The following is a 26181-nucleotide window of genomic DNA, read 5'->3' on the forward strand; positions in this document are numbered from 1 at the left end:
GGGGACGGGGGTCGTGCCGCGCGAAGCCGCCGCCGCCCTCCGGGGGACGGGGGTCGTGCCGCGCGAAGCCGCCGCCGCCCTCCGGGGGACGGGGGTCGTGCCGCGCGAAGCCGCCGCCGCCCTCCGGGGGACGGGGGCGGAGCTCCCGGGAATCGCCTCAGCCCCCACTCGCCCCCGGCAGGGTTTCGGGAAGGGGCGGGGTGGGGGAATCCAGCTCACCAACCCCCGCCACGCAAAGCCACCACCCGCACCACAGCCCCAGGCCCCGCCGCGCGAAGCCGCCGCCCTCCCGGGGGCGGGGGCGGAGCCCCCGGGAATCACCTCAACCCCCACCAGCCCCCGGCAGGGTTTCGGGAAGGGGCGGGGTGGGGGAATCCGCCCCCCCTACCCCCCGCGCCGCATCCTCGCCGCCCGCGCCACCGCGACCACCGCCTTCTCCAGCGCGTACTCCGGGTCGTCCCCGCCGCCCTTCACCCCCGCGTCCGCCTCCGCGATCGCCCGCAGTGCCAGCGACACCCCGTCCGGGGTCCAGCCCCGCATCTGCTGCCGGACGCGGTCGATCTTCCAGGGCGGCATGCCCAGCTCACGCGCGAGGTCGGCGGGCCGCCCGCCCCGCGCGGAGGACAGCTTGCCGATGGCCCGGACGCCCTGCGCGAGCGCGCTGGTGACGAGCACCGGGGCGACCCCGGTCGAGAGCGACCAGCGCAGGGCTTCGAGGGCCTCCGCCGCCCGCCCCTCGACGGCGCGGTCGGCGATGTTGAAGGAGGAGGCTTCGGCCCGGCCGGTGTAGTACCGCCCGACGACGGCCTCGTCGATCGTCCCGTCCACGTCGGACGTGAGCTGTGCGACGGCGGAGGCGAGCTCCCGCAGGTCGCTGCCGATGGAGTCCACGAGCGCCTGGCAGGCCTCGGGCGTCGCGGACCGTCCGAGCGTCCGGAACTCCTGGCGCACGAACGTCAACCGCTCCGCCGGCTTGGTCGTCTTCGGGCAGGCCACCTCACGCGCCCCGGCCTTGCGCGCCGCGTCGAGCAGCCCCTTGCCCTTGGCGCCGCCCGCGTGGAGCAGGACGAGCGAGATGTCCTCGATCGGGTCGTCGAGGTACGCCTTGACGTCCTTGATCGTGTCGGCGGAGAGGTCCTGCGCGTTCCGCACGACCAGCACCTTGCGCTCGGCGAAGAGCGAGGGGCTGGTCAGCTCGGCGAGCGAGCCGGGCTGGAGCTGCTCGGGCGCGAGGTCACGCACGTCCGTGTCGGCGTCGACGGCGCGGGCGGCCGCCACCACCGCCTGGACGACGCGGTCGAGGAGCAGGTCCTCCTGCCCCACGGCGAGCGTCACGGGGCCGAGGAGGTCGTCGGGGGAAGTCTTTCTGGTGGCCATCGCGATCCAGCATCCCACGGGCCACCGACAGCGACGCCCGTACAGCCGGCACCCGACATCCGACGCCCCGCGCCCATGACGACCAATGCCCGTGACGGCCGACGACGGCGATGCCCGAGAATGGCCGGGTGAGTGAACGACACGTACTGGTACTCCCCGACCGCGACGCCGCCGAGGAGCTCGCGGGCGAACTCCCCGACCGTTTCGGCGTCGCCGAGGAACCTCAGCTCGTACGGGATTCCCTGGCCGGGGAGGACGACGCCGAGGACGCCCAGTGGCTGGTGGTCGTCGAGGACCCGGACGGCCGGCTGGACCCGACGGCACTGGACGAGCTGGCCGCCGAGTACGAGGGCTGGCTGGAGGCCCCGTAAGCCCCCGCCACCCCTACCCCCGGCCTCGGCTCACGCTCCCCCGGCCTTGCCTCGACTCCGCTCCCCCCAGCCCCTCTCAGCCCCTCTCAGCCCCGCGACACCTTGGGCACGATCTGAATGTCCAGATCGATGCTGATGCTCGACCCCACCGCCGCGATCCCCCGCGCGAGCAGCGTCTGCCAGGTGAGGGTGAAGTCCTCCCGGTGCAGCTCGGTGGTGGCCCGGCAGGCGCACCGGGCCTCGCCCTCGAGACCGCTCCCGAGGCCCAGGTACTGGGTGTCGAGCGTCACCGTGCGGCTCACCCCGTGGAGGGTGAGCGCCCCGGTGACGGCCCAGCGGCTGCCGCCCCTGTGCGTGAAGCGTTCGCTGAAGAACTCCAGCGTCGGGTACGCGCCGACGTCGAGGAAGTCACCGGAGCGCAGATGGTCGTCGCGCATCTGGACCCCGGTGTCGATGGAGGCCGCGTCGATGACGACGTGCATCGCGGAGTCCTCCATGCGGTCACCGATCCGCACCGCGCCGGCGAAGCCGTTGAACCGGCCGTGGATCCGGGCGAGCCCGATGTGGCGCGCCGTGAACCCGATCTGTGAGTGCGTCGGGTCGATCTCCCAGTCACCCGGCTCGGGGAGCTGGGGCTGCGGGGCGATCTGGAGCAGGACGTCCCCGAGCCCCGTGTGGCCGCCCTGGGCGACGACGGCGCTGCCGTGGTGCGGCGTGTAGCCCTCGGCGGTGACGGCGAGCCGGTACTCGCCCGCCGGCACGGTCGCGAGCGCCGTGCCGTACGGGTCGGTCTCCCCGGCGAGCACCTTGCGTCCGACGGCGTCGCTGAGGACGAACTCGGCCTGTCGGACGGGTTCGTGCACGGGGTCGAGCACCCGGCAGCTCAGCACCCCGGCCGAGGAGGGGACGACGACACCGGCGAGCGGACCGCCCCGTGCGGCGCCCGCCGCACGCTTCCCGAAGAGACGATCGAACATTCTTCACGCACCCCCGTGCGACTCGTTCACTGTGCAACGAAGTCGCATCCGATCACCGTTGGGGCGTTCGAGGCAAACCGGGCAAGAGCCGAGCAAGCGTTACCGAGGGTTCGAAACGGAAATTCCACCTCGTACGACCGGCAACGCGTCGAGCACGATCCCGAACAGGTCCCGGTACGCGCCCCGCACCTCCTCGTCGCCGTCGAGGGTCCGCTCGTCGCGCCCGTCGCGTGTCCGGGTGATCAGCTTCCGGTCGCTGAGGGTGATCCGGCCGTCCTCGGTGAGCAGGGAGCAGACGAGGTTCCGCGGGAAGTGCGAGTCAGGTGAGGTCCGGTGGTACCAGGCCCCGGCCGTGAAGTCGGCGAGCTCACGCGGCCGCCGCTCCACCCGGTACTGCGGCTTCCCGTCCCGCAGCACGTCCAGATCGCCCTCGGCGCCCTCCACGATCCGGAAGACGCCGCCCGGGTCCTCCTGGTCCCCGCGGTCGTCGAAGCGCAGCGGAAGGTGGCTGTGATCACCGAAGCCGACATCGGCGAGCCATCGCTCCCCGTCGGTGGTCTCCACGAGCAGCGCCATGTGGTCGTACGGGATGCCCGGCTTTCCCTCCGGGCCGAAGACCCGTGCCTGAAGCAGTGACACCTCGAAGCCGAGGCCCCTCAGCAGCACGGCGAACGCGGTGTTGATCTCGTAGCAGAAGCCGCCCCGGTGCGCGCCGACCACCTTGTCGAGCAGCGCCTTCTCGTCCAGGACGATGTCCTCGCCGAGATGGATGGAGAGGTTCTCGAACGGCACGGTGAGCAGGTGGCGCAGATGCAGCTCGCGCAGCGCGTCGGAGTCCTCGCGGTCCGGCCGCTCCGCTCCGATGCGCCGCAGATAGGCCTCGACGTCCCCCGGCGTGGGGACGAAGGGCTCGGTGGGAACGGGAGTCGTCGCTCGTGTCGTCATACGGCCAGTCTGCCCGCCCGGCCTCACGCGCCCCCCGCCTGTCCGGCCGGTACCGACTCCTCTTTCGGAGAGGGCAGTTCCCTCATGCGCGGCAACGGCGAGGGCAGCACCCACAGCACGGCGAAGACGGCCCCGACGGTGGCGACCCACAGCGTCGGACGCAGCCCGATCGCGGTGCCCAGGAATCCGCCGACGAGCGCGCCGAGCGGGCGGAACCCGTGGTTGAGCGTCCGGAAGGCGCCCATCACCCGGGCCCGTACACCGTCGGGTATCAGCGCCATCTGCAACGATCCCGCGGCGACGTCCACGAGCATCACGCCGACGCAGGAGAGGAACTCCGCCACGAACAGCACGAACACCACGAGCGGCAGCGGACCGTCGGCCAGGGGTATCAGGACCAGCGGCAGCGTGAATCCGAGGAATCCGGCGACGAGCGAGCCGCCGACGCCGATCCGCCGGACGACCGCCCCGCTGCACACCGCTCCGAGGAGACCTCCCACGGCCCCCGCCCCGAGAATCAGGCCGAGCAGGCCCGCTCCGATGCCGAGTTCGGCGGTCGCGTAGAGCACGAAGAGGGTGTGGAACATGTAGTTGAAGAACTGGACCGTGCCGGAGGCCGCGAACAGCGCGCGCATCGAGCGTTCCCGCACCACCCAGCGCAGCCCCTCGGTGAAGTGGCCCTTGGCCACGGGGGCCGGCGGGGGTTCGACCGGATCGATCCGGGCCAGGTAGCCCGCCGACACCAGATAGGTGAGGGCGTCCGCGACCAGGGCGAAGGGGGCGGTGAGGAACTGCACGAGAAGGCCGCCCACCCCGGGCCCCGCCAGCCAGGCCGTCGAACGGCTGCCGTTGACAAGCGAGTTCGCCTGCACATAGCGCTCGGTGGGGACGAGCGCCACGAAGAGCGTGGTGTTGCAGACCTCGAAGAGCACCGTGAGCGCGCCGATCCCGAAGGCCACCACGTACAGCTGGGTGAGCGACAGCATGTCGAACGCGTAGGCCACGGGAAGGGTCAGCACCAGCGCCGCCCGCCCGACGTCGGCCGCGATCATGGCGCGCCTGCGGCTGGTCTGCCGGTCCGCCCAAGCGCCGAACGGCAGGTTGAGCAGGAGCGCGGGCAGCAGTTCGGCGGCCTTGAGCCAACCCATCGCCGCGGCGTCGGCCCCGAGCACCAGGACGGCGGCGAGCGGGATCGCCATGAGCGATATCTGGTCCCCGGCGAGGGAGATGGTCTGCCCGGTCCAGTAGCGGCGGAAGGTCCGCTCGCGCAGCAGCGCCGGTATACGTTCCACGAGGCTCATCCGCTTCACTCCTTGCCGCTCTCGGGGGTTTCCTGGTCCAGGTAGGCGATCCGCAGGACGGCCACGGGCCGAGCGCCCTCCGGCCGGAGGGACGGGTCGGACGCGCGGGCCTCGTAGGGCCGGAGCAGCTCGTCGATCCTCGCCGCGAGGCCGGTCAGCTCCTCCGGGGTGAGATGGAGCAGGGAGTCGCCGAACTGCTCGGCCTCCCGCCACTCCTTCGGCAGCAGGTGCCGGTTCTCCATGGCCCGGGTGACCCGCTCGAAGTAGAGCCCGGCGACCGCGACGCCCAGCGCGTCGGCGGCCTCCGAGACAGCCGGGTCCTCGCTGTACTCGGGCCACTCCGTGTACCGGGCCGTGGCCCGCCAGGGCTTCTCCCGCCCCCGGCCGCCCGGCGCCTCCTCCACGAGCCCGTACTTGGCGAGTATCCGCAGGTGGTACGAGCAGCTGGCCACGGACTCCCCGGTCAGCTCGGCGGCCCGGGTGGCGGTGAAGGGCCCGCTGCCGCGCAGCAGCCCCACCAGGGTCATCCGAAGGGGGTGGGCGTAGGCCCGCAGGGCTCGCGGGTCGGTGAGTCGGACACTGCGGGGCTGCTCGCCCTCGGGCCGCGGGTCACTGCTCTCTTCCGTCACGATAAAAAGATATCTTTAGAAAGACTTCTTTACAAGGATTCTCCTCCACGGCGATTCACCCTCCCCCCGGTACGGCCACGAGCCCGGCCCCCGCTCCCACGACCGCGATCGCCCCGTCCCGATCGGTCCGCAGCACTCGCGCCCCACCCGCCCTCAACGACTCCACCGTCCGGGGCGAGGGATGCCCGTACGGGTTGTCGCGCCCGGTCGACACCAAAGCCAGCCGCGGCCGCACGGCCCGCATCAGCGCCGGGTCCTGGTGCGCGGAACCGTGGTGGGCCACCTTGAGCACATCCACCGGCGCGAGCCCCGGATGGGCGCGCAGCAAGGCCCGCTGGGCCGGCGGCTCCAGATCACCGAGAAGGAGCAGGGTCAGCCCGCCGGCAGCCCGGACGAGCAACGTGACACTGGCATCGTTCGGCCCACCGGACTCCTCCCCGGAGCCGGCCGGCCCCCTGGAACCCACCCCGGAACCGGCCGTCGGCGCCTTCGTGGCCTCCGGCCAGAGCACGGTCCACTCCAGCGCCCCGGCCCTCCGCCGCTCCCCCGCCTCCGCACGGATCAGCGGCACCTTCGCGGCCGCCGCCGTCCGCCGGACGAACGCCGCCTGGGCGGGCGGCTCCGCCAGCCCCGTCGTCTGGATCGCCCCCACCGACCGCCCCCGCAACACCCCCGGCAACCCGGCCACATGATCCGCGTGGAAGTGGGTCAGCACCAGCAACGGAACCCGCCGCACCCCGAGTTCACGCAGACAGCGGTCCACCGGTACGGGGTCGGGACCCGCGTCCACCACGACGGCCGCGTCCCCGCCCGCCGCGAGGACCGTGGCGTCCCCCTGGCCCACCTGGCACATCGCGAAGACCCAGCCCGGCGGCGGCCACCCACTCACCCACCGGGTCAGCGGCGCCGGCCGCACCACCACGAGCAGAAGCACCGCGGCGACGAGCACACCGACCGGCGCCCGGTACGGCAATCTGCGCACCCCGAGCACCACCAGAGCCGTGAGCAGGGCGAGCGCGAGGCCGCCCCACCATCCACCGGGCCAGGCCAGCTCCGCCCCCGGCAGAGCGGCCCCGGTACGGGCCACCCGCGCGATCCACCCGACGGGCCATCCCGCCACCCACGCCACGCCCTCCGCTGCCGGGGTCCAGACCGGCGCCAGGGCGAGCGCGGCGAAGCCGAGCACCGTCGCGGGTGCCACCGCGAGCTCGGCGAACAGGTTCGCCGGAATCGCGACCAGGCTCACCCGGGCGGCGAAGACCACCACGACGGGCGCGCACACCGCCTGCGCGGCCAGGCACGCCGCCAACGCCTCCGCCGGCCCGCCCGGCACCCCCCGCCGCCGCAGCGCCTCGCTCCACCGCGGGGCCACCGTCAGCAGGGCCCCGGTGGCCAGGACCGAGAGCAGGAATCCGTAACTCCGCGCGAGCCAGGGGTCGTAGAGCACCAGGACGAGAACGGCGGCGGCCAGCGCCGGGAGCAGCGATCTCCGCCGGCCGGTGCCGATCGCGAGCAGCACGACGAACCCACAGGCCGCGGCGCGCAGCACGCTCGGATCGGGCCGGCAGACGACCACGAAGGCGAGCGTCAGCACTCCCCCGGCCACCGCGGTCACCCGCAACGACAGCCCCAGCCGGGGCGCGAGCCCGCCCCGCTCCACCTGATGCGCCCGCCCGGGACGACCGACGAGCAGAAGCAGCACCACCGACAGATTGCTGCCCGACACAGCGAGCAGGTGGGTGAGATCGGTCGCCTCGAAGGCCTGCCGCAGCTCGGTCCCGATCCGCGAGGTGTCCCCGACGACCAGTCCGGGCAGCAGGGCCCGCGCGTCCGGGGCGAGGCCGTCGGTCGCCCGCCGCAGCCCGGCGCGAAGATCCCCCGCCGTCCGCTGCAACGCGCTCGGGGGGCCGATGATCCGGGGCGGTCCGCCCCCTCGGACCTTGACCACCGCCGCGAAGGGATCATCCGGGCTCGAAGGCGGCGCGAGCCGTGCGCCGATCTCCAGCCGGGTGGAGGGAAGGAGCCGCAGCCACTCCGCCCGCCCCTCCCCCGGCGGCACGATCAGCAGGACCGGCGCCCGCGTCCGGTGGACCGTGCCGTCCGACCGCTCGACCCGAGTCACCTCCCCGTCCAGGACGACAGAGACCGGGACCGTCTCGCTGCCCCGCACCCGGGGCCGGGTGAGCCGAGGATCGGAGGTCACCGTCACCTCCAGCTGCGCCCGCGCGTACTCCTGGGCCAGAGCCGGTACGGGACCGCGCCGCAGGTCCGCCGCATGCAGACCCGCAGAGGCGGCCCCGGCGGCGGCACACAGCAGGACCCCGGCACACGCCGTCGCCCGCAACCGCCCCCCGGACACCCCCCGCCGTACCGGCCCCTCGCCCGGAACGTCCGCACCGCCCGGAGCGTCCGTGCCGCCGAGCCGGCGGGCCGAGGCCGGCGTCAGCAGGACGGCGGCTCCCAGCAGACAGACCGCGACGCCGGCCACCGTCCACCACCCGGCCACCCCCACCGCGCAGGCCGCCGCCGCCCAGGCCGCCACCGCGAGCGGAACGAGCCGCAGATCGGCGGGCCCTTCCTCCCATGAGGACTTCCGGACCACCCGCTCCCCGTCCGCACCATCGGCAGTCCTCCCGGCCGCACCGCCGACCATCGCCTCGACAGACCTCCCGGCCGCAGCCCCGTCCGTCGCCTCGGCCGTCCCGTCGCGTCGGTTCATGGCCGGACCAGCGGTTCGAGCTCGGCGAACCTCCGCTCACCGATGCCGTTGACCTCCCGCAGCTCCCCGACCGACCGGAAACCGCCGTGCTCCGTGCGATGGTCGACGATGTGCCGGGCGAGGACCGGCCCGACGCCTGGCAGGGTGTCGAGCTGCTCCACCGTGGCCGTGTTGAGGCTCAGCGGCACCCCGGGGCCACCGCCCCCGGCCCCGCCCCCGGCACCGGAGTCCGAACCGCCGACCGGCGTCCCCGGCAGGCCGACGAGGACCTGCTCACCGTCGAAGAGGACTCGGGCCCGATTGATTCCGGTGAGATCGGCGTCGGGCTTCGCCCCGCCCGCGGCGCGCAGGGCGTCCGCCACCCGCGAGCCCGCCGGCAGGGTCAGCACCCCGGGCCTGCGCACCTTGCCGCCGACGTCGACGATCACCCTCGCGCCACCCGCCGTCGGCCCCGCTCCCGACCCGGCGGCCGCCCCGGACACCGCCGCCGCCCCCACCCCGGTCCCGGCCTCCGGCCCGCCCCGCGTGGCCGGTGCGGCCGCCACCGGTACGGCACGGACGAGCTCGGGAGCGCGCACCGACTCCGGCCTCCCCGTCCAGAAATACCCGCCGGCGAGACCCGCCGCCACGATCAGGACGACCGTCAGCGCGGCCAGCGCCCTCGGCTCCAGCCCGCACCGCGTCTGCACCCACACAGGGGTCCGCTCCCGCAGCGCGGCCCTCAGCCGCGCCCCCGCCCCGGGCGGGGATCCACGCTCCACCGCCGGAGGCGCAGGAGGCACCGTCGGCGTCCCCGGCACCTCGGAACAGGTCGACGCCTCCCCCGGCGACACCCCCGGAAACAGCGCGTCCCCCCGCCGCCGTACTCCGGCCTCGGGACCCGTGGCAGCCCTGCCGCCCCGGGTCCGCCTCCTGGCCCGCGCGGGAGGCGCGCCGCGGGCTCCGGGGCGGCTCCGCCCGTCGGAGCCCGGCGCCCGGCCCGGACCGCTGGTCGGGGCGCCGGGAGTGGTCGATGCGATGCGTGTACGAAGAGTCATGCATGTGACGGTAGGAGTCACCGCCGTGCTGTGCGGGGCTCACTCACGACCCGTGGACAGGGCCCTCGCTGTGGAAAACTCCGTCACTCTCCCGAGGGACGGACGGCATCGGCGACCGCCTCGGCGACACGGAGGTCGTCCGAGACACGGACCCCGTCTGCGACCCGGGCCCCGCTTGCGACGACGACCGGACTCAGCGCGGCGACACCACTACCGCGAGGAGTCCGGGACCCGTGTGGGCGCCGATGACCGCGCCCACCTCGCTGACGTGCAGCTCCGCGATTCCCGGCACCCGCTCCTCGAGCCGTTCCGCGAGCGCGGCGGCCCGCTCGGGCGCGGAGAGATGGTGGACGGCGATGTCGACGGCGCCGGAGCCGGCCCGCTCCACGGCGATCTCCTCGAGCCGGGCGATGGCCTTCGAGGCCGTCCGCACCTTCTCCCGCAGCTCGATCCGCCCGCCGTCGAGTTCGAGGAGCGGCTTCACCGCGAGCGCGGAGCCGAGCAGCGCCTGCGCGGCCCCGATGCGCCCGCCCCGGCGCAGATTGTCCAGGGTGTCGACGTAGAAGTACGCGGAGGTTTCCGCGGCCCGCTTCTCGGCCGCCGCGACGGCCTCGTCGAGCGAACCGCCCGCCTCCGTGACCTGCACCGCCGCCAGTGCGCAGAAGCCCAGCGCCATGCCGACCATGCGGGTGTCCACCACCCGCACGGGCACGGGGGCGTCCTTCGCGGCGAGCACGGCCGCGTCGTAGGTCCCGGAGATCTCGGCGGAGAGGTGGAGGGAGACGATGCCCGTCGCCCCGGCCTCGGCGGCCTCGCGGTAGGCCTCGGCGAAGGTCTCGGGGCTCGGGCGTGAGGTGGTGACGGACCGCTTCTTCTGCAGGGCCTCGGCGAGGGCCTTGGCCGAGGCCTCGGTGCCCTCCTCCAGGGCGCGGTCGCCGATGACGACGGTGAGCGGAACCGTGGTGATGGCGTGCCGCTCCCTCGTCTGGCGTGGCAGATAGGCCGTGGAATCGGTGACGATCGCGACATGCCGGGACATGAGCGGGAGGTTACCCGCCGGGGCCGCCGCACGGCAGCCCGCCCCCTCCGTGAACGCCCCGGCCGCCACCGTGGACACCAGGACACCACGGGGCGCCCCGCCCGGCCTTCGCGCCCGGGGCGACGTCCCGATCGACCGCTCCGTCAGGTGGTGGTCTCCGGGCGCGCCGACTTCTCCCAGGGGTAGGCGGTCCGTCGGGGGTCGGGCGCCGTGATCGCGGACGGTTCCCCGCCGCCTGCCTGACCCGCGTGCCCGGCCTGCCCGGAAGGGCGTCCCCACCCGTCCGCGGCCCCGGGAACGCTCCCCGAGGCAGTCCCCGGCACGGTCCCCGAGGTCGTGCCCTCCGGCTCCGTCCAGTGCCTCAGGGCACCCGCCTCGACGTCGATCTGGGCGCTGAGCGCCGACAGGTCGTCCTCGGCGAACTTCAGGGCCCGGTCCCGGGCGGCACGGCGCAGCGCGTCGGCCGAGCCGGTGATCCGCTCGGTGCGCGCGGTGAGGTCGGGGAGCTGCCCGGCCACCCATGCCCGGTCGGGTTCGTGCTCGAGGCGCTTGAGGTCCCCGTCCAGTTCGAGCCCGTGCCCGCTGAGCCGGTGGAACAGTTCGAGCGACTCCTTCAGCGAGGCGTCCTCTCCGACTCCGGCCTGCAGCGCCTCCTGCGTGGCCCGCATGGAGGTGCGCAGCGAGAGCCGCAGTCTGGCCAGCTCGCCGGCGACCCCGGCCTGGCCGAAGCTCTTGGCCCGCAGTGTCGTGTCCTCGACCGTGCGCCGGGCATGGTCCAGAGTGCGGTCGACCCCGCGCTTGGCGGCCTTGACCGCCTTCACGCCGACGTAGACCCCCAGCGCCACGAAGGACAAGAAGAGCAGCGCCATGATCGTGATAATCGCGGCTTCCATGTGCGCCCCTCCGGCGTCCGTCCGGTCCCCACGGATGTGGTCCCTCCACCGTAAACGGAACGGGCAGGCCGAGGGTTCCATCGGAACCCCCAACCTGCCCGTAGGGGAAACCCCTATGTACCGCTAGCCGGCGACGATGTTGACCAGCTTGGGCGCCCGGACGATCACCTTGCGGATCTCCGCGCCGCCCAGCGCCGTGACGACGTGCGGGTCGGCCAGCGCCAGCGTCTCCAGGTCGGCGTCCGTGATCGACGGCGAGACCTCCAGGCGGGCCTTGACCTTGCCCTTGATCTGCACGACGCAGGTCACGGTCTCGTCGACGACGTACGCCGGGTCGGCGACCGGGAAGCCCTCGTGGACGACCGACTCGCCGTGGCCCAGCTTGCGCCACAGCTCCTCGGAGATGTGCGGGGCCAGCGGGGCGACCAGCAGCACCAGCTGCTCGGCGACCGACCGGGACAGCGCACCGCCGGACTTCGTCAGGTGGTTGTTCAGCTCGGTGATCTTGGCGATGGCGGTGTTGAAGCGCATCGCGACCATGTCCTGCGCGACACCGTCGATCGCCTTGTGCAGGGCACGCAGCGTGTCCTCGTCAGGCGCGGTGTCGACGACGGTGACCTCACCGGTCGCCTCGTCGACGATGTTGCGCCACAGCCGCTGCAGCAGCCGGTACTGGCCGATCACCGCGCGCGTGTCCCAGGGACGCGAGACGTCCAGCGGGCCCATCGCCATCTCGTACAGGCGCAGGGTGTCGGCACCGTACTCGGAGCAGATCTCGTCCGGCGTCACGGCGTTCTTCAGGGACTTGCCCATCTTGCCCAGGACGCGGCTGACCTTCTCGTCCTGGTACCAGAAGCCGCCGTCGCGCTCCTCGACCTCGGCCGCCGGTACGGCGATCCCGCGCGCGTCCCGGTAGACGAAGGCCTGGATCATGCCCTGGTTGTACAGCTTGTGGAACGGCTCGGCCGAGGAGATGTGGCCCAGGTCGAACAGCATCTTGGACCAGAAGCGCGCGTACAGCAGGTGCAGCACGGCGTGCTCGGCGCCGCCGACGTACAGGTCGACGCCACCGGTGGGCATGCCCTCGCGGGGGCCCATCCAGTACTGCTCGACGGCCGGGTCGACCAGCTGCTCGGAGTTGCGCGGGTCCAGGTAGCGCAGCTCGTACCAGCAGGAACCCGCCCAGTTGGGCATGGTGTTGGTCTCGCGGCGGTAGCGGCGCGGACCGGCGCCGTCGCCCAGGTCCAGGGTGACGTCGACCCAGTCCTCGTTGCGGGACAGCGGGGTCTCCGGCCGGGTGTCCGCGTCGTTCGGGTCGAAGGTGCGCGGCGAGTAGTCCTCGACCTCCGGCAGCTCCAGCGGCAGCATCGACTCGGGCAGCGAGTGGGCGACGCCGTCCTCGTCGTAGACGATCGGGAAGGGCTCGCCCCAGTACCGCTGACGGCTGAACAGCCAGTCGCGCAGCCGGAAGTTGACGGTTCCCTCGCCGATGCCGCGGTCGGCCAGCCAGGCGGTGATCTTCGCCTTGGCGTCGACGACGCCCAGGCCGTCCAGCGCGATGTCCTCGTTCGAGGAGTTGACCAGCTTGGCCTCGTACGAGGAGAAGGCCTCGTCCCAGGTCGACGTGTCGGTGCCGCGGTCGTCGCTCGGCTCGACGACGCAGCGCATCGGCAGCTCGAAGGCGCGGGCGAAGGCGAAGTCGCGGCTGTCGTGGGCCGGGACGGCCATGATGGCGCCGGTGCCGTAGCCCATCAGGACGTAGTCGGCGATGAAGACGGGGACCCGCTCGCCGCTGACCGGGTTGGTCGCGTACGCGCCGGTGAAGACGCCGGTCTTCTCCTTGGCGTCGGCCTGCCGCTCGACGTCGGACTTGGAGGCGGCCTGCTTGCGGTAGGCGTCGACGGCCTCGGACGGGGTGGCGTGTCCGCCGGTCCACACGTCGTGGGTGCCCTCGGGCCAGGTGGCCGGGACGATCTTCTCGACCAGGTCGTGCTCGGGCGCCAGGACCATGTAGGTGGCGCCGAACAGGGTGTCCTGGCGGGTGGTGAACACGGTGATCGCACCGGTCTCGCCGACCTGGAAGTCGACGCGGGCACCCTCGGAGCGGCCGATCCAGTTCCGCTGCTGCAGCTTGATGGCCTCGGGCCAGTCCAGCGCGTCCAGGTCGTCCAGCAGGCGGTCCGCGTAGGCGGTGATCCGCATGTTCCACTGGCGCAGCTTGGACTTGAAGACGGGGAAGTTGCCGCGCTCGGAGCGGCCGTCGGCGGTGACCTCCTCGTTGGCCAGGACCGTGCCCAGGCCGGGGCACCAGTTGACGGGCGCTTCGGAGGCGTACGCCAGGCGGTACTCGCCCAGGACGTCGGAGCGCTCGGCGGCGCTCAGCTCGCTCCACGCGCGCGTGGAGCCGGGAACCTCGCGCGTGCCGTTCTCGAACTGCTCGATCAGCTCGGCGATCGGACGGGCCTTGGCGGCCTCGTCGTCATACCAGGAGTTGAAGATCTGCAGGAAGATCCACTGGGTCCACTTGTAGTACTCGGGGTCGATCGTGGCGAACGACCGGCGCTTGTCGTGGCCCAGGCCCAGCCGGCGCAGCTGGACCTTCATGTTCTCCATGTTGGCCTCGGTGGACACGCGCGGGTGCGTGCCCGTCTGGACGGCGTACTGCTCGGCCGGCAGGCCGAAGGCGTCGAAGCCCAGGGTGTGCAGCACGTTGTGGCCGGTCATGCGCGCGTGGCGGGCGAAGACGTCCGTGGCGATGTAGCCGAGCGGGTGGCCGACGTGCAGGCCCGCACCCGAGGGGTACGGGAACATGTCCATGATGAACTTCTTGGGCCGGGCGGCGATCGCGGGGTCGCCCGCCAGGTCACCGGTGGGGTTCGGGGCCTCGTACGTGCCCTCGGCGTCCCAGAAGTCCTGCCAGCGTGCCTCGATGTCGGCGGCCATGGCCGCCGTGTAGCGATGCGGGGCCGCCGTCTCGGCGGCCGTATTGATCTCGGTCATGGTCCTTGAAGCTCCATCGATCGTCTCTGCCCACTGCCACGGACTGCCGTGAAATGAAAAAACCCCTCGCACAGGAGGGGACGCCGCGCCGACTCCGACAGATGTCTGTCATCCGTCGGGACTGATCAGCGCGGCTCGGTAAGCAGAAGGCGTACGGCACGCATGGCGCCAGGGTACCGCAGGGCCCGCGCGGGCCGCACCGACGTTCCACGGAGCGGCACGCGGTGGGGACGGAGGAAGGCGTGGTGGGCCGAACACGAAGAAGCGGGCCACCCGATCCGGGTGACCCGCTTCTTTTCTGTGGAGCTAAGGAGAATTGAACTCCTGACCTCCTGCATGCCATGCAGGCGCTCTACCAACTGAGCTATAGCCCCTTGCTTTCCGTCTCCGTTTTGGTTTCCCTCGCGGCGACAGACAGAACATTAACCGGCCCCCCGGCAGATCTCCAAATCGATTCTCGGGGCCCTCCTGACCTGCCCGGTAGGGTCGCCGACTGTGTCCGTCTCCGTGCTCTCCAAAACCCGCGCCCGGCCGTGGCCCCTGGCCACCGCCGCGGCGGTCTGTCTGCTCTCGTTCGCGGCCTTCTGGGTGGCGCAACGCCTCGCCCACGTGAACATGCTCGACGTGATGGTCTACCGGGCCGAGGGCGAGACGGTGCGGGCCGGCGGCGACCTGTACGCGATGCGCGCCACGTCGGCGAACCTCGCCATGACCTACCCGCCCTTCGCCGCCCTGCTGTTCGTCCCGCTGACCCTGGTGAGCGTGCCGGTGATGCGGACGCTCTCCACCGCGGGGAATCTGCTCCTGGTGGTCGCGCTGGTCCAGCTGTCGCTCCAGTTGGTCCGCCCGTCGCTGTCCCGTACGGACCTGTGGCGTACGACACTGTGGGTCGCCGCCGTCGTGGTGTGGTGCGAGCCGGTGTGGACGACCCTGCGGTACGGACAGATCAACCTCCTCATAGCGGTGGCGGTGCTCTGGGACCTCACCCGGCGCCGGGGCAGCCGCTGGGCGGGCCTGGGCATCGGCCTGGCGACCGCGGTGAAGCTCACACCGGGCCTCTTCGTGGTCCTGCTGCTCGTCGCGGGGCTGCTGCTGTGGCGCGGGGACCGGAGCTGGAACCAGTGGCTGCGTACGGCGGTGACGGCGACCGGGGTGTTCCTGGGGACGACGCTGGCCGTGGCGCTGGCCCTCCCCGCGGACTCGAAGCGGTTCTGGACGGAGACCCTGTTCGAGACCGGCCGGGTCGGCTTCGCCGAGGAGACCGCCAACCAGTCGATCCGCGGGGTCCTGGCCCGGCTGATGCACACCGACGACCCGGGCATGTGGTGGGCGGTGACCGCGGCCGCCCTGGGCGGCCTGGCGATGGCGCTCGCGGTGCGGGCCGCGGTGCGCGGCGACAAGGCGGTGGCGGTGGTGGTCTGCGCGTTCACGGCGCTGATGATCAGCCCGATCTCGTGGTCCCACCACTGGGTCTGGTGCGTGCCGCTGCTGATCCTGCTCGCGGACCGCGCCACGCGCGTGTGGCCGGTGACGGGAGCCGTGGCCCTGGCCTTCGCCTCGTTCGCGCTGTGGTGGGTTCCACACGACCCGGGCCGGCCCGAACTGGACCAGAACGCGGGTCAGATGGTGCTGTCCGCCATCTATCCGCTGACGACGACGGCGCTGCTCGTGGGGTACATGCTGACGCTGCGGCGTCAGGCCGTGGCGAAGGAGTAGAACCGCTTGAGGGTGCAGTGCTCGTCGAGGAGCCGGCCGTAGATCGGCTCCCCCTCCAGCTCGCGGTACGTCTCGATGGGGTCGCCTTTTATGATCAGCGCCCGCGCGCACTCCTCGCACCAGTACTGGAACCCTGTGTTGACGGGGTCCATGTCCCGCACGATGGGCGTGCCGCTGCCGCACCAGTCGCACTTCCGCCTGTGTGCACCCATCAGTCAGCTCCAGCTGTGGCCGCAGGCCGTGCACCCATAGGACACCCCGCCGTTGTCGCCGAGCACTTGGGCCACCCTCCCGTCCGGATCCTCGTCCCCCTCCGGCCGTCCGATTCTGCCATGGCCTCGCAAGAGGGTCAGCGTGCTCGGCGCGCCGCCCCGGCCACCGCTCCGACGACCGCGGCGACGGCCAGCGCGAGCATGGTCGTCCACAGCGCGTCGGCGGAGTTCTCCGCTCCGGGTCCGGCCACCGCACCGAGGTAGAGGGTGCCGAACGCGGCGACCCCGATGAGCTGACCGAGCTGGGTGACGGTGGCGAGCAGTCCGCTCGCGTCCGCCGCGTCCTCGGGCCGTACGGAGGCCAGCGCGCCGGTCAGCGCGGGGCTGAACGCCAGTGAGATGCCCGCGCCGAGCGCGCCGAGCGCCGGGAAGAGCCCCCAGCCTCCCGTACCGCCGTCCGCGAGCAGCCCGCCGACCGCGAGGGCTCCCGCGGCGGCGAGCAGGAAGCCGCCCGGGATCAGCGCGCGGCGCAGTCCGGCCGGCCAGCGCCGCCAGGTCAGTCCGACGACGCCGAAGACGACGGCGGCGGGTCCGAAGGTGAGTCCGGCCCGCAGGGCGCTGTGGCCGAGCCCGCCCTGCAGATGCAGGGTGAGGGTGAACAGGAAGCCTGCGTTGACTCCCATCGCCACGGTGATCCACAGGACGGCCCGCCCCATGCCGGGGAGGCGCAGCACCCGCGGGGCGATGAGCGGGGCGCCACCGCGCCGGGCGAGCCGGGACTCGTACGTACCGAAGAGGGCGAGGAGCACCAGGGATCCGCCGAGCGAGAGCCAGGACCACAGCGGCCAGTCCTGCTCCTGTCCGAGGACCAGGGGGACGGTCAGCAGGGTCACGGCGGCGGCGAGCAGCACGAGGCCCGGAAGGTCGAGGGCACGCGCGCGCGTGGGTGCGGTCCGGGCGTCTCGGGGCAGGAACCGGGCGCCGAGGACGAGCAGGGCGATCCCGATGGGGACGTTGACGAGGAAGACGGGCCGCCAGCCGGTGCCGAAGAGGTCGGCGCTCACCAGGACGCCCCCGACGACCTGTCCCGCGGCGGCGCCGGTCGCCAGGACCGCGGAGTAGGCGCTGAGGGCCCGGACCCGGTGCTCACCGGTGAAGTTGCGCTGGATGAGGCTCAGCACCTGAGGGATCATCAGGGCCGCGCCCGCTCCCTGCACGAGCCGGAAGGCGATCAACTGGCCGGTGTCGGCGGCGAGTCCGCAGGCGAGGGAGGCCGCGGTGAAGAGGGCGAGGCCTCCCAGGTACATCCGGCGGTGCCCGAGCAGGTGGCCGAGGCGGGCTCCGGTGATCAGCAGTACCGCGTAGGCGATGGTGTATCCGGCGACGACGAGCTGGAGCGCGGCTCCGGAGGCGGAGAGTTCGGCGCGGATCGTGGGGGCGGCGACGTTGACGATGAAGACGTCGAGGAGTGCCATGAACTGGGCGGCGAGGACCACGCCCAGCAGCAGGCCGGGGCGATTGTCGGTGCCACCGTCTTTACTGAGTACGGGACGTGTTGTGGTGGAGGTCATGCGTCGAGCGTGACCTCGATCGGATACGGGTAACGAGAGCCCGCTGATGCTGGTACTGACACCACCTGGCAGCGGCGGCACGGGGACTCGACCATGGGGGTGTGACGATCGTGGCATCAGTAGCGACTCAGCGACGCAAGCGACCGGAACTGGCCGCGTTCCTGCGCAGCCGCCGGGCCCGGGTGACACCGGAGGACGTGGGGATGCCGCCGGGACTCCGGCGCCGCACGCCGGGGCTGCGGCGCGAGGAGGTCGCCCAGCTCTCCGGGGTGGGCGTCACCTGGTACACCTGGCTGGAACAGGGGCGCCCGATCAACGCCTCCGCGCAGGTGCTCGACGCCGTCGCCCGTACGCTCCGGCTCGACCGGCCCGAGCGCGAGCACCTCTACCACCTGGCCGAGGTGCCGTACGCGCCGGAGAGGTCCGGCGCGGACGTGGCGGTGGTGAGCCCGGAGATCCAGGGCATCCTCGACGCCCTGGATCCGCACCCGGCGGTGCTCTACAACGCGCGGTACGACGTGCTCGCGACCAACGCCATGTACGAGCGGCTCTTCTTCCAGGAGGGCCGGGACGACCTGGACACCGGCCCCTTCGGCATACGCAACGTGCTGTGGGCGCTCTTCAGCGTCCCCGGCCCCACCTGCCCCGTGGTCGACCGGAAGCGGGAGCTGCCGCTGATGGTGGCCCAGCTGCGGGGCGCGTACGGACGCCATGTGGGCGAGCCGGCCTGGGAGGAGTACGTACGGGCTCTCGCGGAGGCCAGCCCCGAGTTCGCCCGGCTGTGGCGCAGCGGTGACGTGGTCCCGCCGGGGACGCGGGTGAAGGTCTTCCGTCACGAGCGGGTGGGCGAGGTCCGGTTGACCTCGGTCTCCCTGTCGGTGAACGGGATGCCGGAGTGCCGCATCGTGGCCTACACGCCGAACGACGAGGCGAGCCGCCATGGGCTCGCGGTGCTGAGAGAGACGGCGTAACGACGAATCCCGCCCCCTGTTGGGGACGGGATCCGGTGATTGTGGAGCTAAGGAGAATTGAACTCCTGACCTCCTGCATGCCATGCAGGCGCTCTACCAACTGAGCTATAGCCCCTCGTGTTCTTCGCGCTCTGCGCTGCGAACAAGAAGAACTTTAGCCTGTGACCTGCCGGAAAGTGAAATCCGGGTCCGGCAGGCCGGTCACGGGGCTCAGTCGTCGTCGCCGAGGACCGGCTCGGGCAGCGTGCCCGCGTTGTGCTCCATCAGACGCCAGCCGCGGGCGCCCTCACCGAGCACCGACCAGCAGCAGTTCGAGAGGCCGCCCAGGCTCTCCCAGTGCTGGGACTCCAGACCGAGGAGCCGGCCGATGGTGGTCCGGATCGTGCCGCCGTGGCTCACCACGACGAGCGTTCCGTCCTCCGGAAGCTTGTCGACGTGCTCCAGGACCACCGGGGCGGCCCGGTCGGCCACCTCGGTCTCCAGCTCGCCGCCGCCCCGGCGCACGGGCTCGCCGCGCTTCCAGGCGGCGTACTGCTCGCCGTACCGTGCCACGATCTCGTCGTGGGTCAGCCCCTGCCACTCCCCCGCGTACGTCTCGCGCAGCGCGGAGTCGTGAGCGACGGTGTGGCCGGTGAGAACGGCAAGCTCGGCGGCGGTGGCCGCCGCCCGCTTCAGGTCGGAGGCCACGATGACGTCCGGCTTGAGCGCGGCGAGCAGCCGGGCGGCACGGCGCGCCTGAGCGACGCCGGCCTCCGTCAGCTCGATATCGGTCGAACCCTGGAATCGGCGCTCCAGGTTCCAGGAGGTCTGGCCGTGGCGCCAGAGGACGATACGGCGGCCGGTGCCGCCCTTGGTGGTGCTCAGCGCAGCTCACCGTCCACTTCGTCGGGCAGGCCGGCGGCGTGCTCGGAGAGGTCCACGCCGGTCAGGGCGGCGTGCTCGGCGCCCTTCCCGCGGGTGCTCTGCGCGTCCTCGGGGAGCGGCAGCTCGGGGCAGTCCTTCCACAGGCGCTCGAGGGCGTAGAAGACACGCTCCTCGCTGTGCTGGACGTGGACGACGATGTCGACGTAGTCCAGGAGGATCCAGCGGGCGTCGCGGTCGCCCTCGCGGCGGACCGGCTTGGCGCCCAGGTCCTTGTTCAGGCGCTCCTCGATCTCGTCGACGATCGACTTGACCTGGCGGTCGTTGGGCGCGGAGGCGAGCAGGAAGGCGTCGGTGATCGACAGCACATCGCTGACGTCGTACGCGATGATGTCGTGCGCGAGCCGGTCGGCGGCCGCCTGAGCGGCGGCGTTGACGAGTTCGATGGAACGATCCGTGGCGGTCACAAGCAGGCTTTCGTCGGCGGTCCAGTACCCCTCCAGGGTCTCACGGACCGCCGACGGCCCCGCCAACGTTTTCCGGAGCGCCGTTTACCGGGCCTCCGGCACCTTGTAGTCCTGGCCCAGGACCACGGTGACCGCGGCCGCTCCGGTGGGCTTGCCCTTGGTGACCGAGCCGGCCGGCAGGCCCAGTGTCTTGGCCACCTCGACCGCCGTCGCCTTCTGGGCGTCGTCGCCGTAGACGACCTGCGACTTCTCCCGGGTGTCCGTCTCCGTACCGCCCACGAAGACGTAGCCGCCGTTGACCAGGACGATCCTGGCGGCCTCGGTCGCCTTCTTGCCGGAGGCGTCCCGCACCGAGACCCGGGCCACGTCGCCCACCTCGGGAGCGGTGATCTTGCCGCCCAGGATGTCCTTCACCACACTGTCGCTCGCGTCCTCGCTCAGCGCGCCGTCCTGCGCCACCGGGAGCAGGGCCGTCTTGTAGTCGCCGACCTTGGCGTGCTCGGCGAGTTTGGCGAGGGCGGCGCCGAGGTCCTTCTCGGAGAGCGAGGGGTCGAAGATCTGGGTGAGGCTCTCGACGGTCATCGTGGCGGACGCCGGATCGTCGGAGATCTTGCGCAGCACCGCGTACATGACCTGGCCGAAGCGCTGGAGCTGCTTGCTCTCGGCCTCGCCGGGCGCCCGGTAGGTCGCGTAGGCGACGGCGGAGCGGCCGTTCAGGGACTGCTTCTCGCCCTTCTCGACCAGCGGCTCGTCACCCTTCTTCGGGCCGGGCACGGTCGCGTCGGTGTCCGTCTCGATCCCGCTGACGAGGTCGACGAGGGTGTCCAGGTACGGCGTGTCCAGGCGCCAGGTGCCGGTGATCCTGGCGCCGAGGAGGTTGCCGATCGCCTCCCGGGTGCCGCTGGACCCGTCGTCCTCGACGGACTTGCCGAGGGTGGTCGCGGAGCCCTCGTCGTCGGCGACGACCAGGGAGTCGGGGAGGAGGACCGTGGTGCCCTGGCCGGTGGTGGTGTTGTTCACGAGGAGGACGGTGGAGGTCCCGCCGCCCGTGGTGTCGTGGAGGTGGACGACGATCGTGTCGCGCTGCTGCGGACCGGTCGCCGTGCCCCCCTTCCGCCCCTCGTCGGACGACCCGGGGAGCATGCCCGCGGACCAGAGGTAGCCGACGCCGCCCGCGACGGCGAGGACGAGGACGACGACGAGCGCGATGATCCTGTTGCGGCCGCGGCGCCTGGCCTCCTCGCGCCGCTCCGAGCGGCTCTCGGTGAATTTCAGCCAGTCGATGACGTCCTCGGAGTCCTCGTCCGGCTCCTCGATGAAGGAGAACTGCTCGGTGCGGTAGTCCCGGTCCTCGTCATCGGCCGGCCGGGCGGGCGCGGGCCGCTCGGACGCGGGGCGCTGACCGGGCACACCGGGCGGGGCCGCGACCGGCGCGGCCTGGGCGGGAGCCTGCGTGGAGGGCTGGGCGGGAGCCGGGGCCTGGGCGGGCTCCGGCTGGGCGGCCCACTGCTGCCCCGTGTCGTAGGAGGGGTAGGCGTAGCCCTGCTGCCCGTACGGGTCGTACTGCGGCCCCTGGGGCTGCTGTTGCTGCTGCTCCGTGTACTGCTGCTGGGCGTAGGGGTCGTAGCCGTACCCCTGCTGCGCCTGCGGCTGCTGGGACTGCTGCTGGCCGCCGTACGGGTCGTAGTGCTGCCCCTGAGCCTGCTGGGGCGCCTGCGGCTGCTGGTACACCGGCTGCCCGTACTCGTCGTAGCCGATGATCTGCGACTGCGGATAGTACGGGTCGTACGGATGCTGCTGATCGTTCACCGGTGCCCCTCCCCGAAGCTCACTCGCCGCGGTACAGCTGGCGCTTGTCGATGTAGCGCACCACGCCGTCCGGGACCAGGTACCAGACGGGATCGCCCTTCGCGACCCTCGCCCGGCAGTCGGTGGAGGAGATGGCGAGCGCGGGCACCTCGACCAGCGAGACGCCGCCCTTGGGCAGTCCGTCGTCGGTGAGGTCGTGGCCCGGCCGGGTGACGCCGATGAAGTGCGCGAGCGAGAAGAGCTCCTCGGCGTCGCGCCAGGTGAGGATCTGCGACAGCGCGTCCGCCCCGGTGATGAAGAAGAGGTCGGCGTCGCTGTTGAGGGAGCGCAGGTCCCGCAGGGTGTCGATGGTGTAGGTCGCTCCGCCGCGGTCGATGTCGATCCGGCTGACCGAGAACTGCGGGTTGGACGCCGTCGCGATGACCGTCATCAGATAGCGGTCCTCGGGCGCCGAAACGGCCCGGTCGCTCTTCTGCCACGGCTGCCCGGTCGGTACGAAGACCACCTCGTCCAGGTGGAACAGGGCGGCGACCTCGCTGGCCGCCACCAGGTGTCCGTGGTGGATCGGGTCGAAGGTTCCGCCCATCACGCCGAGTCGGCGCTTCCCGCGCCCGCCAGTAGGCATTTCCTGCTCTCCCATGCGTGCAGAGCCTACTGGCACGGCGGCGGACGCCGGATCAGGGTCGGCGGTTCAGCGGTCGCGGTTGAAGCGGGTGGTGATCCACAGCAGCAGCATCAGGGCACCGAAGGCGCCGAAGCCGGTGAGGTAGGGGCTGAGGCTTTCATGGTTGCCGCCGTGCTCGGCGCCCTCGGCGAGAGAGACCAGGTTGGCGGCGGTGCTGTGGAGGCTCATCTTCGGCAGACCTATCGATCGGGGATGGGAGCGGAGACTTCGCGCACATCGTATGCGGGCGGTCCGGACAGGCTCACGCCGACTCAGGCGTTGGCGTCGCGGTCCTTGGTGGCACCCGCGGCGGTGTCGGTGCCGTCGCCGGGGCCCTCGTCACCGGTGTCGCCGCTCCGATAGCCGCGCAGCAGGAACCAGGCGAGCAGGGGGCCGCCCACGATCGAGACGAGCAGGACGATGCGGAGCGTGTCGCCCGGCCCCTGCTGTGCGGCGGCCGCGAGCAGCGCGGCAGCGGTGTCGACGGTGTCCGGCATGTCGGTCGTGCTCCTCGGTCGTCCTCGGTGCCCGAGTTATCCACAGGCCCCGGCACACCGTAGCGCCAGCGCCTAGGCTGGTGTTCGTCAGGGGGACGAGCACCGACTCGTACGAACAGGGGGCATCCATGACCGAGAACGACCAGGGGACCGTGCCGAGCAGGCAGCGGAAGCGGTTCCCCGGCATCTCCTCGCGGGCCTACGAGCATCCGGCCGACCGCTCGGCGCTGGTGGCGCTGCGCAAGCTCAGCGGCTTCGACACGGTCTTCAAGGCGCTCAGCGGACTTCTGCCGGAGCGCAGTCTGCGACTGCTCTTCCTCTCGGACTCCGTCCGGGTGAGCGACGCGCAGTTCAGCCATCTCAACGACATGCTGCGGGACGCCTGTTACATCCTGGACCTGGAGAAGGTCCCGCCGATGTACGTGACGCAGGACCCGAAGCCCAACGCGATGTGCATCGGCCTGGACGAGCCGATCATCGTCGTCACCACCGGTCTCGTGGAGCTCCTCGACGAGGAGGAGATGCGGGCGGTCGTCGGCCACGAGGTCGGCCACGCCCTCTCCGGGCACTCCGTGTACCGCACCGTGCTGCTCTTCCTCACCGGGCTGGCCCTCAAGGTCGCCTGGATCCCGCTGGGGAACGTCGCGATCATGGCCATCGTGACCGCCCTGCGCGAGTGGTTCCGCAAGTCGGAGCTCTCCGCCGACCGGGCCGGACTCCTCGTCGGCCAGGACGTGCAGGCCTCGATGCGCGGCCTGATGAAGATCGCCGGAGGCAACCACCTCCACGAGATGAACGTGGACGCGTTCCTCGCCCAGGCCGACGAGTACGAGAAGGCCGGGGACCTGCGGGACTCGGTCCTGAAGATCCTCAACGTGCTGCCGCGCACGCACCCCTTCACCACCGTCCGGGCGGCCGAGCTGAAGAAGTGGTCCGAGAACCGCGACTTCCAGCGGATCATGGACGGCCACTACCCGAAGCGCTCGGAGGACAAGGACACCTCGGTCACGGACTCCTTCCGCGAGTCCGCGGGGCACTACGCCGACACGGTGCGGACCAGCAAGGATCCGCTGATGAAGCTGGTCGGCGACATAGCCGGGGGCGCCGGGGACCTGGCGGGCGACCTGGGCGGGAAGCTGCGCGACCGCTTCAACGCCGCCCAGGGCCCGAAGAAGTCGGACGACGGCGGGACGGCCGGCGACGACAAGGGCGGCCCGGACAAGGGCACCGGGGACGGCCGGAACCAGAGCTGAGCCGAACCGTCGAAGCCGGCGTTGAGCCGAACCGTCGAAGCCGCCGCTGAGCGGAACCGCGGGGACCGGGATCCCGGGGTGGCCAGGGCCGCGACCAGGACCGTCAGAGCGACGGCTGGGCGCTCGGTGCCAGCGCTCCGCACAGCGAGGGGGCGGCGGGACGGCCCGTGGCGTACGGGTCGGTGACCACCGGCCCGCCCGCCTCGGGGGCCCGCTCTCCCGCGAGCAGCGGCTTCAGGGAGCCCGTGGTGTCGGCGCCGCACGCCTGCGGGCCCGCCTCGACGGTGCTGGTCACCAGCTCGGCCCGGTGCATGCGCAGGTCCTCCCGGTCGAGGCGGAAGTGCACCTCGCGGTGGACGGTGAAGAGGGACGCCGCGCCGACGGGTCCCGCGCCCTGACCGGCCGCGCGGACGGCGTAGGTGTACGTGTGGTCCGCGATGACGTCCAGGGTGTCGGGGCCGGTCTCCTCGAAGCGGAGGGTGCCCTGGACGCGGGCGCCGGGATCCGCGAGGACGACCTGCCGAGGGTCGAAGCGGACCAGCCAGCCGGCGAGCGCGTGCCGGCCGTCGTCGGCCGGTGCCTCGACGCTCCGGTCGAACTGTGCCAGCTGGTCGGGGTCGATCAGCAGGCGCGCGGGCCGCACGGTCGCCCCGGACAGGACGTCGGGCTCCAGGGAGGAGGCCACCAGATACTCCTTGGCGATGCTCAGGGCGGCGACGACCTGACTCTCGGCGAAGTGGGTGGTGCGTCCGGCGACCGGCAGGTTGATGCCGGCCGCCCCGGTGCGGTACTCGGCGACGGGGCTGTGGTCGAAGAGCCGGTCGGGCACGCCGCCCGGCACCGGGCCCTGCGGCGCGAGGGCGACCACCGTGGTCCGCAGCGGTTCGGCCCGCTGGTCGACGGGGGGCTGGTACGGGTTGCGGACGCCGAGGTAGATGGCGGTGCCGAAGGCCAGGAGGATCAGCAGGACCAGCAGGATGGCCTGACGGGAGCTGCTGCGGCCCTCCCAGGGGGACGGGCGGTTGCGGACGGCCTGGGCGTGCTCGCCCATCCGTTCCCGGGCCGAGAACTCCTGAAGGTGGGCAGCACGGACGAACGCCTCGTCGAAGACGACGGATCGGTATTCGTCCTCACCGCCGGGGAGACCCTCGGGCGTCCCCTCAGGCGGGTCGCCACGCCCTGCCATACCTTCAGGGTAGGTCCGCGGAGGCTTCGATAAACGCCCAGGTACACGACAAAGTCGGAAGAATTCCGCCGTCGGGGTGGACGCCGGCCGCTACTTGGGGGACGCCGACCGTGCCGCGGGCGCGTGGGCGGCGGGCGGGGCGGGGTTCGGATTGGGCGTGTCGACACCGGTGGTGGCCGGCGGCGGGACCTGGTCCTGGCGGCTGGCCGCCGCGCCCCGGTAGACGGCGCTGAAGGCCAGGGCGACCATGCCGACGCCCATGACGAGGGCGAGGAGCCAGGCGACGGGCCGGTGCCAGCGGGCGCTGCCCCGGTAGGGGCGCAGGGCGCCGCCGTGGCGGCCGTAGGGGCTGGCGTCGTCGCCGATGTCGTCGGGCTCGTAGGTGAGCCCGGAGGGGTCGTGGAGCCCCTCGTAGAGGTCCTCGTCGGACGATCCGCCTCCGGTGCGGGCGCGGGCCGCCTCGGCCTCGGCACGGGCCTGGGCGGCGGCGAGGAGCCGCTCGACGGCGCTCGGCTCGTGGATGGTCGCGGCCCGCACGAAGTCCTCGTCGAACACCACGTCGGCGTAGACCTCGTCGGCGCCTCCGCGGTCGACAGAGTCCTCAGGGTCCTCGCCGTTCGGGAACGGCGTGCCCCCCACGTCGTCCGGCACGGATTCAGAGTAGACCGGGAAGGGGGTTTTGGGCA

24 protein-coding genes and 2 tRNA genes are annotated in these 26181 nt (G+C 72.3%); 4 read left to right on the forward strand and 22 right to left on the reverse strand.

The features are described from left to right. Positions 1-384 precede the first annotated feature (384 nt). Entirely contained in the window at positions 385-1377 is a 993-nt protein-coding gene (gene holA / locus ACH4MY_RS01610) for a DNA polymerase III subunit delta (RefSeq protein ID WP_397995978.1), read from the reverse strand. Positions 1378-1487: 110 nt separating this feature from the next. On the opposite strand from holA, the gene ACH4MY_RS01615 reads away from it, so the two are divergent. Further along, positions 1488-1748 carry a hypothetical protein gene (locus tag ACH4MY_RS01615; protein WP_397995981.1) on the forward strand — a complete coding sequence of 87 codons (261 nt, stop codon included), beginning with the start codon at positions 1488-1490 and terminating at the stop codon, positions 1746-1748. A gap of 86 nt (positions 1749-1834) precedes the next feature. Here the strand turns inward: ACH4MY_RS01615 and ACH4MY_RS01620 are convergent, their stop codons facing one another. From ACH4MY_RS01620 to ACH4MY_RS01665, 10 genes are all read right to left on the reverse strand, one after another. Then, positions 1835-2725 (reverse strand): YceI family protein, encoded by an 891-nt coding sequence (locus tag ACH4MY_RS01620; protein WP_397995983.1) that lies wholly within the window; start codon positions 2723-2725, stop codon positions 1835-1837. A 99-nt stretch (positions 2726-2824) separates the two neighbouring features. Then, entirely contained in the window at positions 2825-3670 is an 846-nt protein-coding gene (locus ACH4MY_RS01625) for an arylamine N-acetyltransferase (protein ID WP_397995986.1), read from the reverse strand. Between the two features lie 23 nt (positions 3671-3693). Next, complete coding sequence (locus tag ACH4MY_RS01630; protein ID WP_397995989.1) at positions 3694-4980, reverse strand: MFS transporter; 1287 nt, start codon at positions 4978-4980, stop codon at positions 3694-3696. After that, entirely contained in the window at positions 4977-5600 is a 624-nt protein-coding gene (locus ACH4MY_RS01635; protein WP_397995992.1) for a winged helix-turn-helix domain-containing protein, read from the reverse strand. The genes ACH4MY_RS01630 and ACH4MY_RS01635 overlap by 4 nt, the downstream gene beginning before the upstream one ends. A 55-nt stretch (positions 5601-5655) precedes the next feature. Then, complete coding sequence (locus ACH4MY_RS01640; RefSeq protein ID WP_397997346.1) at positions 5656-8253, reverse strand: ComEC/Rec2 family competence protein; 2598 nt, start codon at positions 8251-8253, stop codon at positions 5656-5658. Between the two features lie 62 nt (positions 8254-8315). After that, entirely contained in the window at positions 8316-9008 is a 693-nt protein-coding gene (locus ACH4MY_RS01645) for a helix-hairpin-helix domain-containing protein (RefSeq protein ID WP_397995995.1), read from the reverse strand. Positions 9009-9549: 541 nt separating this feature from the next. Then, the gene (locus ACH4MY_RS01650) at positions 9550-10395 is read right to left on the reverse strand and encodes a DegV family protein (protein ID WP_397995998.1); all 846 of its coding nucleotides are present in this window, start codon (positions 10393-10395) and stop codon (positions 9550-9552) included. A gap of 143 nt (positions 10396-10538) precedes the next feature. Then, entirely contained in the window at positions 10539-11288 is a 750-nt protein-coding gene (locus ACH4MY_RS01655) for a hypothetical protein (RefSeq protein ID WP_397996000.1), read from the reverse strand. A 123-nt stretch (positions 11289-11411) separates the two neighbouring features. Then, on the reverse strand, positions 11412-14288 hold the full coding sequence (gene leuS / locus ACH4MY_RS01660) for a leucine--tRNA ligase (RefSeq protein WP_397996003.1): 2877 nt from the start codon (positions 14286-14288) through the stop codon (positions 11412-11414). A 301-nt stretch (positions 14289-14589) separates the two neighbouring features. After that, positions 14590-14662 (reverse strand) — tRNA-Ala (locus ACH4MY_RS01665). Between the two features lie 121 nt (positions 14663-14783). On the opposite strand from ACH4MY_RS01665, the gene ACH4MY_RS01670 reads away from it, so the two are divergent. Next, positions 14784-16004 (forward strand): glycosyltransferase 87 family protein, encoded by a 1221-nt coding sequence (locus ACH4MY_RS01670; RefSeq protein ID WP_397996006.1) that lies wholly within the window; start codon positions 14784-14786, stop codon positions 16002-16004. On the opposite strand, the gene ACH4MY_RS01675 is transcribed toward ACH4MY_RS01670, so the two are convergent. Both ACH4MY_RS01675 and ACH4MY_RS01680 read right to left on the reverse strand, forming a co-directional pair. Continuing rightward, positions 15983-16216 (reverse strand): hypothetical protein, encoded by a 234-nt coding sequence (locus ACH4MY_RS01675; RefSeq protein ID WP_017239283.1) that lies wholly within the window; start codon positions 16214-16216, stop codon positions 15983-15985. The genes ACH4MY_RS01670 and ACH4MY_RS01675 overlap by 22 nt on opposite strands. Positions 16217-16353: 137 nt before the next feature. Then, entirely contained in the window at positions 16354-17787 is a 1434-nt protein-coding gene (locus ACH4MY_RS01680) for an MFS transporter (RefSeq protein ID WP_397996010.1), read from the reverse strand. A 101-nt stretch (positions 17788-17888) separates the two neighbouring features. On the opposite strand from ACH4MY_RS01680, the gene ACH4MY_RS01685 reads away from it, so the two are divergent. Continuing rightward, positions 17889-18758 carry a helix-turn-helix transcriptional regulator gene (locus tag ACH4MY_RS01685; RefSeq protein ID WP_397996013.1) on the forward strand — a complete coding sequence of 290 codons (870 nt, stop codon included), beginning with the start codon at positions 17889-17891 and terminating at the stop codon, positions 18756-18758. Between the two features lie 42 nt (positions 18759-18800). On the opposite strand, the gene ACH4MY_RS01690 is transcribed toward ACH4MY_RS01685, so the two are convergent. The 7 genes from ACH4MY_RS01690 to ACH4MY_RS01720 all read right to left on the reverse strand — a co-directional run bounded on the left by ACH4MY_RS01690 (position 18801) and on the right by ACH4MY_RS01720 (position 23056). Continuing rightward, a tRNA-Ala gene (locus tag ACH4MY_RS01690) sits at positions 18801-18873 on the reverse strand. Between the two features lie 95 nt (positions 18874-18968). After that, on the reverse strand, positions 18969-19622 hold the full coding sequence (locus ACH4MY_RS01695) for a histidine phosphatase family protein (protein ID WP_397997349.1): 654 nt from the start codon (positions 19620-19622) through the stop codon (positions 18969-18971). Beyond that, positions 19619-20086: a ribosome silencing factor gene (gene rsfS / locus ACH4MY_RS01700; RefSeq protein WP_397996016.1), complete on the reverse strand. Its 468-nt coding sequence runs from the start codon at positions 20084-20086 to the stop codon at positions 19619-19621. The genes ACH4MY_RS01695 and rsfS overlap by 4 nt, the downstream gene beginning before the upstream one ends. Positions 20087-20170: 84 nt before the next feature. Further along, on the reverse strand, positions 20171-21895 hold the full coding sequence (locus tag ACH4MY_RS01705) for an LCP family protein (RefSeq protein ID WP_397996019.1): 1725 nt from the start codon (positions 21893-21895) through the stop codon (positions 20171-20173). A 19-nt stretch (positions 21896-21914) separates the two neighbouring features. Next, a complete protein-coding gene (gene nadD, locus ACH4MY_RS01710) occupies positions 21915-22535 on the reverse strand; it encodes a nicotinate-nucleotide adenylyltransferase (RefSeq protein WP_397996021.1) in 621 nt (206 codons plus the stop codon). 51 nt (positions 22536-22586) lie between these two features. Further along, positions 22587-22748: a hypothetical protein gene (locus tag ACH4MY_RS01715; RefSeq protein ID WP_030550482.1), complete on the reverse strand. Its 162-nt coding sequence runs from the start codon at positions 22746-22748 to the stop codon at positions 22587-22589. Positions 22749-22831: 83 nt separating this feature from the next. Continuing rightward, positions 22832-23056, reverse strand: a complete 225-nt coding sequence (locus tag ACH4MY_RS01720; protein ID WP_397997438.1) for a hypothetical protein — start codon at positions 23054-23056, stop codon at positions 22832-22834. Positions 23057-23184: 128 nt separating this feature from the next. Between ACH4MY_RS01720 and ACH4MY_RS01725 the strand changes: the two genes are divergently transcribed. Continuing rightward, positions 23185-24309: a M48 family metallopeptidase gene (locus ACH4MY_RS01725; protein ID WP_397996025.1), complete on the forward strand. Its 1125-nt coding sequence runs from the start codon at positions 23185-23187 to the stop codon at positions 24307-24309. A 103-nt stretch (positions 24310-24412) separates the two neighbouring features. On the opposite strand, the gene ACH4MY_RS01730 is transcribed toward ACH4MY_RS01725, so the two are convergent. Further along, on the reverse strand, positions 24413-25495 hold the full coding sequence (locus ACH4MY_RS01730; RefSeq protein WP_397996028.1) for a hypothetical protein: 1083 nt from the start codon (positions 25493-25495) through the stop codon (positions 24413-24415). Between the two features lie 90 nt (positions 25496-25585). Beyond that, positions 25586-26146: a hypothetical protein gene (locus ACH4MY_RS01735; RefSeq protein WP_397996031.1), complete on the reverse strand. Its 561-nt coding sequence runs from the start codon at positions 26144-26146 to the stop codon at positions 25586-25588. Between the last annotated feature and the right edge of the window lie 35 nt (positions 26147-26181).

The organism is Streptomyces sp. NPDC017246 (genome assembly GCF_044331325.1).
Classification (GTDB): Bacteria; Actinomycetota; Actinomycetes; order Streptomycetales; family Streptomycetaceae; genus Streptomyces.

What these genes read in the sequence shown, in the direction of transcription:
- holA (WP_397995978.1), bottom strand. Translation starts at nt 1,377, where the DNA reads ATGGCCACCAGAAAGACTTCCCCCGACGACCTCCTCGGCCCCGTGACG.
- ACH4MY_RS01615 (WP_397995981.1), top strand. Translation starts at nt 1,488, where the DNA reads ATGCCCGAGAATGGCCGGGTGAGTGAACGACACGTACTGGTACTCCCC.
- ACH4MY_RS01620 (WP_397995983.1), bottom strand. Translation starts at nt 2,725, where the DNA reads ATGTTCGATCGTCTCTTCGGGAAGCGTGCGGCGGGCGCCGCACGGGGC.
- ACH4MY_RS01625 (WP_397995986.1), bottom strand. Translation starts at nt 3,670, where the DNA reads ATGACGACACGAGCGACGACTCCCGTTCCCACCGAGCCCTTCGTCCCC.
- ACH4MY_RS01640 (WP_397997346.1), bottom strand. Translation starts at nt 8,253, where the DNA reads ATGGTCGGCGGTGCGGCCGGGAGGACTGCCGATGGTGCGGACGGGGAG.
- ACH4MY_RS01650 (WP_397995998.1), bottom strand. Translation starts at nt 10,395, where the DNA reads ATGTCCCGGCATGTCGCGATCGTCACCGATTCCACGGCCTATCTGCCA.
- ACH4MY_RS01655 (WP_397996000.1), bottom strand. Translation starts at nt 11,288, where the DNA reads ATGGAAGCCGCGATTATCACGATCATGGCGCTGCTCTTCTTGTCCTTC.
- leuS (WP_397996003.1), bottom strand. Translation starts at nt 14,288, where the DNA reads ATGACCGAGATCAATACGGCCGCCGAGACGGCGGCCCCGCATCGCTAC.
- ACH4MY_RS01675 (WP_017239283.1), bottom strand. Translation starts at nt 16,216, where the DNA reads ATGGGTGCACACAGGCGGAAGTGCGACTGGTGCGGCAGCGGCACGCCC.
- ACH4MY_RS01680 (WP_397996010.1), bottom strand. Translation starts at nt 17,787, where the DNA reads ATGACCTCCACCACAACACGTCCCGTACTCAGTAAAGACGGTGGCACC.
- nadD (WP_397996021.1), bottom strand. Translation starts at nt 22,535, where the DNA reads ATGGGAGAGCAGGAAATGCCTACTGGCGGGCGCGGGAAGCGCCGACTC.
- ACH4MY_RS01715 (WP_030550482.1), bottom strand. Translation starts at nt 22,748, where the DNA reads ATGAGCCTCCACAGCACCGCCGCCAACCTGGTCTCTCTCGCCGAGGGC.
- ACH4MY_RS01720 (WP_397997438.1), bottom strand. Translation starts at nt 23,056, where the DNA reads ATGCCGGACACCGTCGACACCGCTGCCGCGCTGCTCGCGGCCGCCGCA.
- ACH4MY_RS01725 (WP_397996025.1), top strand. Translation starts at nt 23,185, where the DNA reads ATGACCGAGAACGACCAGGGGACCGTGCCGAGCAGGCAGCGGAAGCGG.
- ACH4MY_RS01730 (WP_397996028.1), bottom strand. Translation starts at nt 25,495, where the DNA reads ATGGCAGGGCGTGGCGACCCGCCTGAGGGGACGCCCGAGGGTCTCCCC.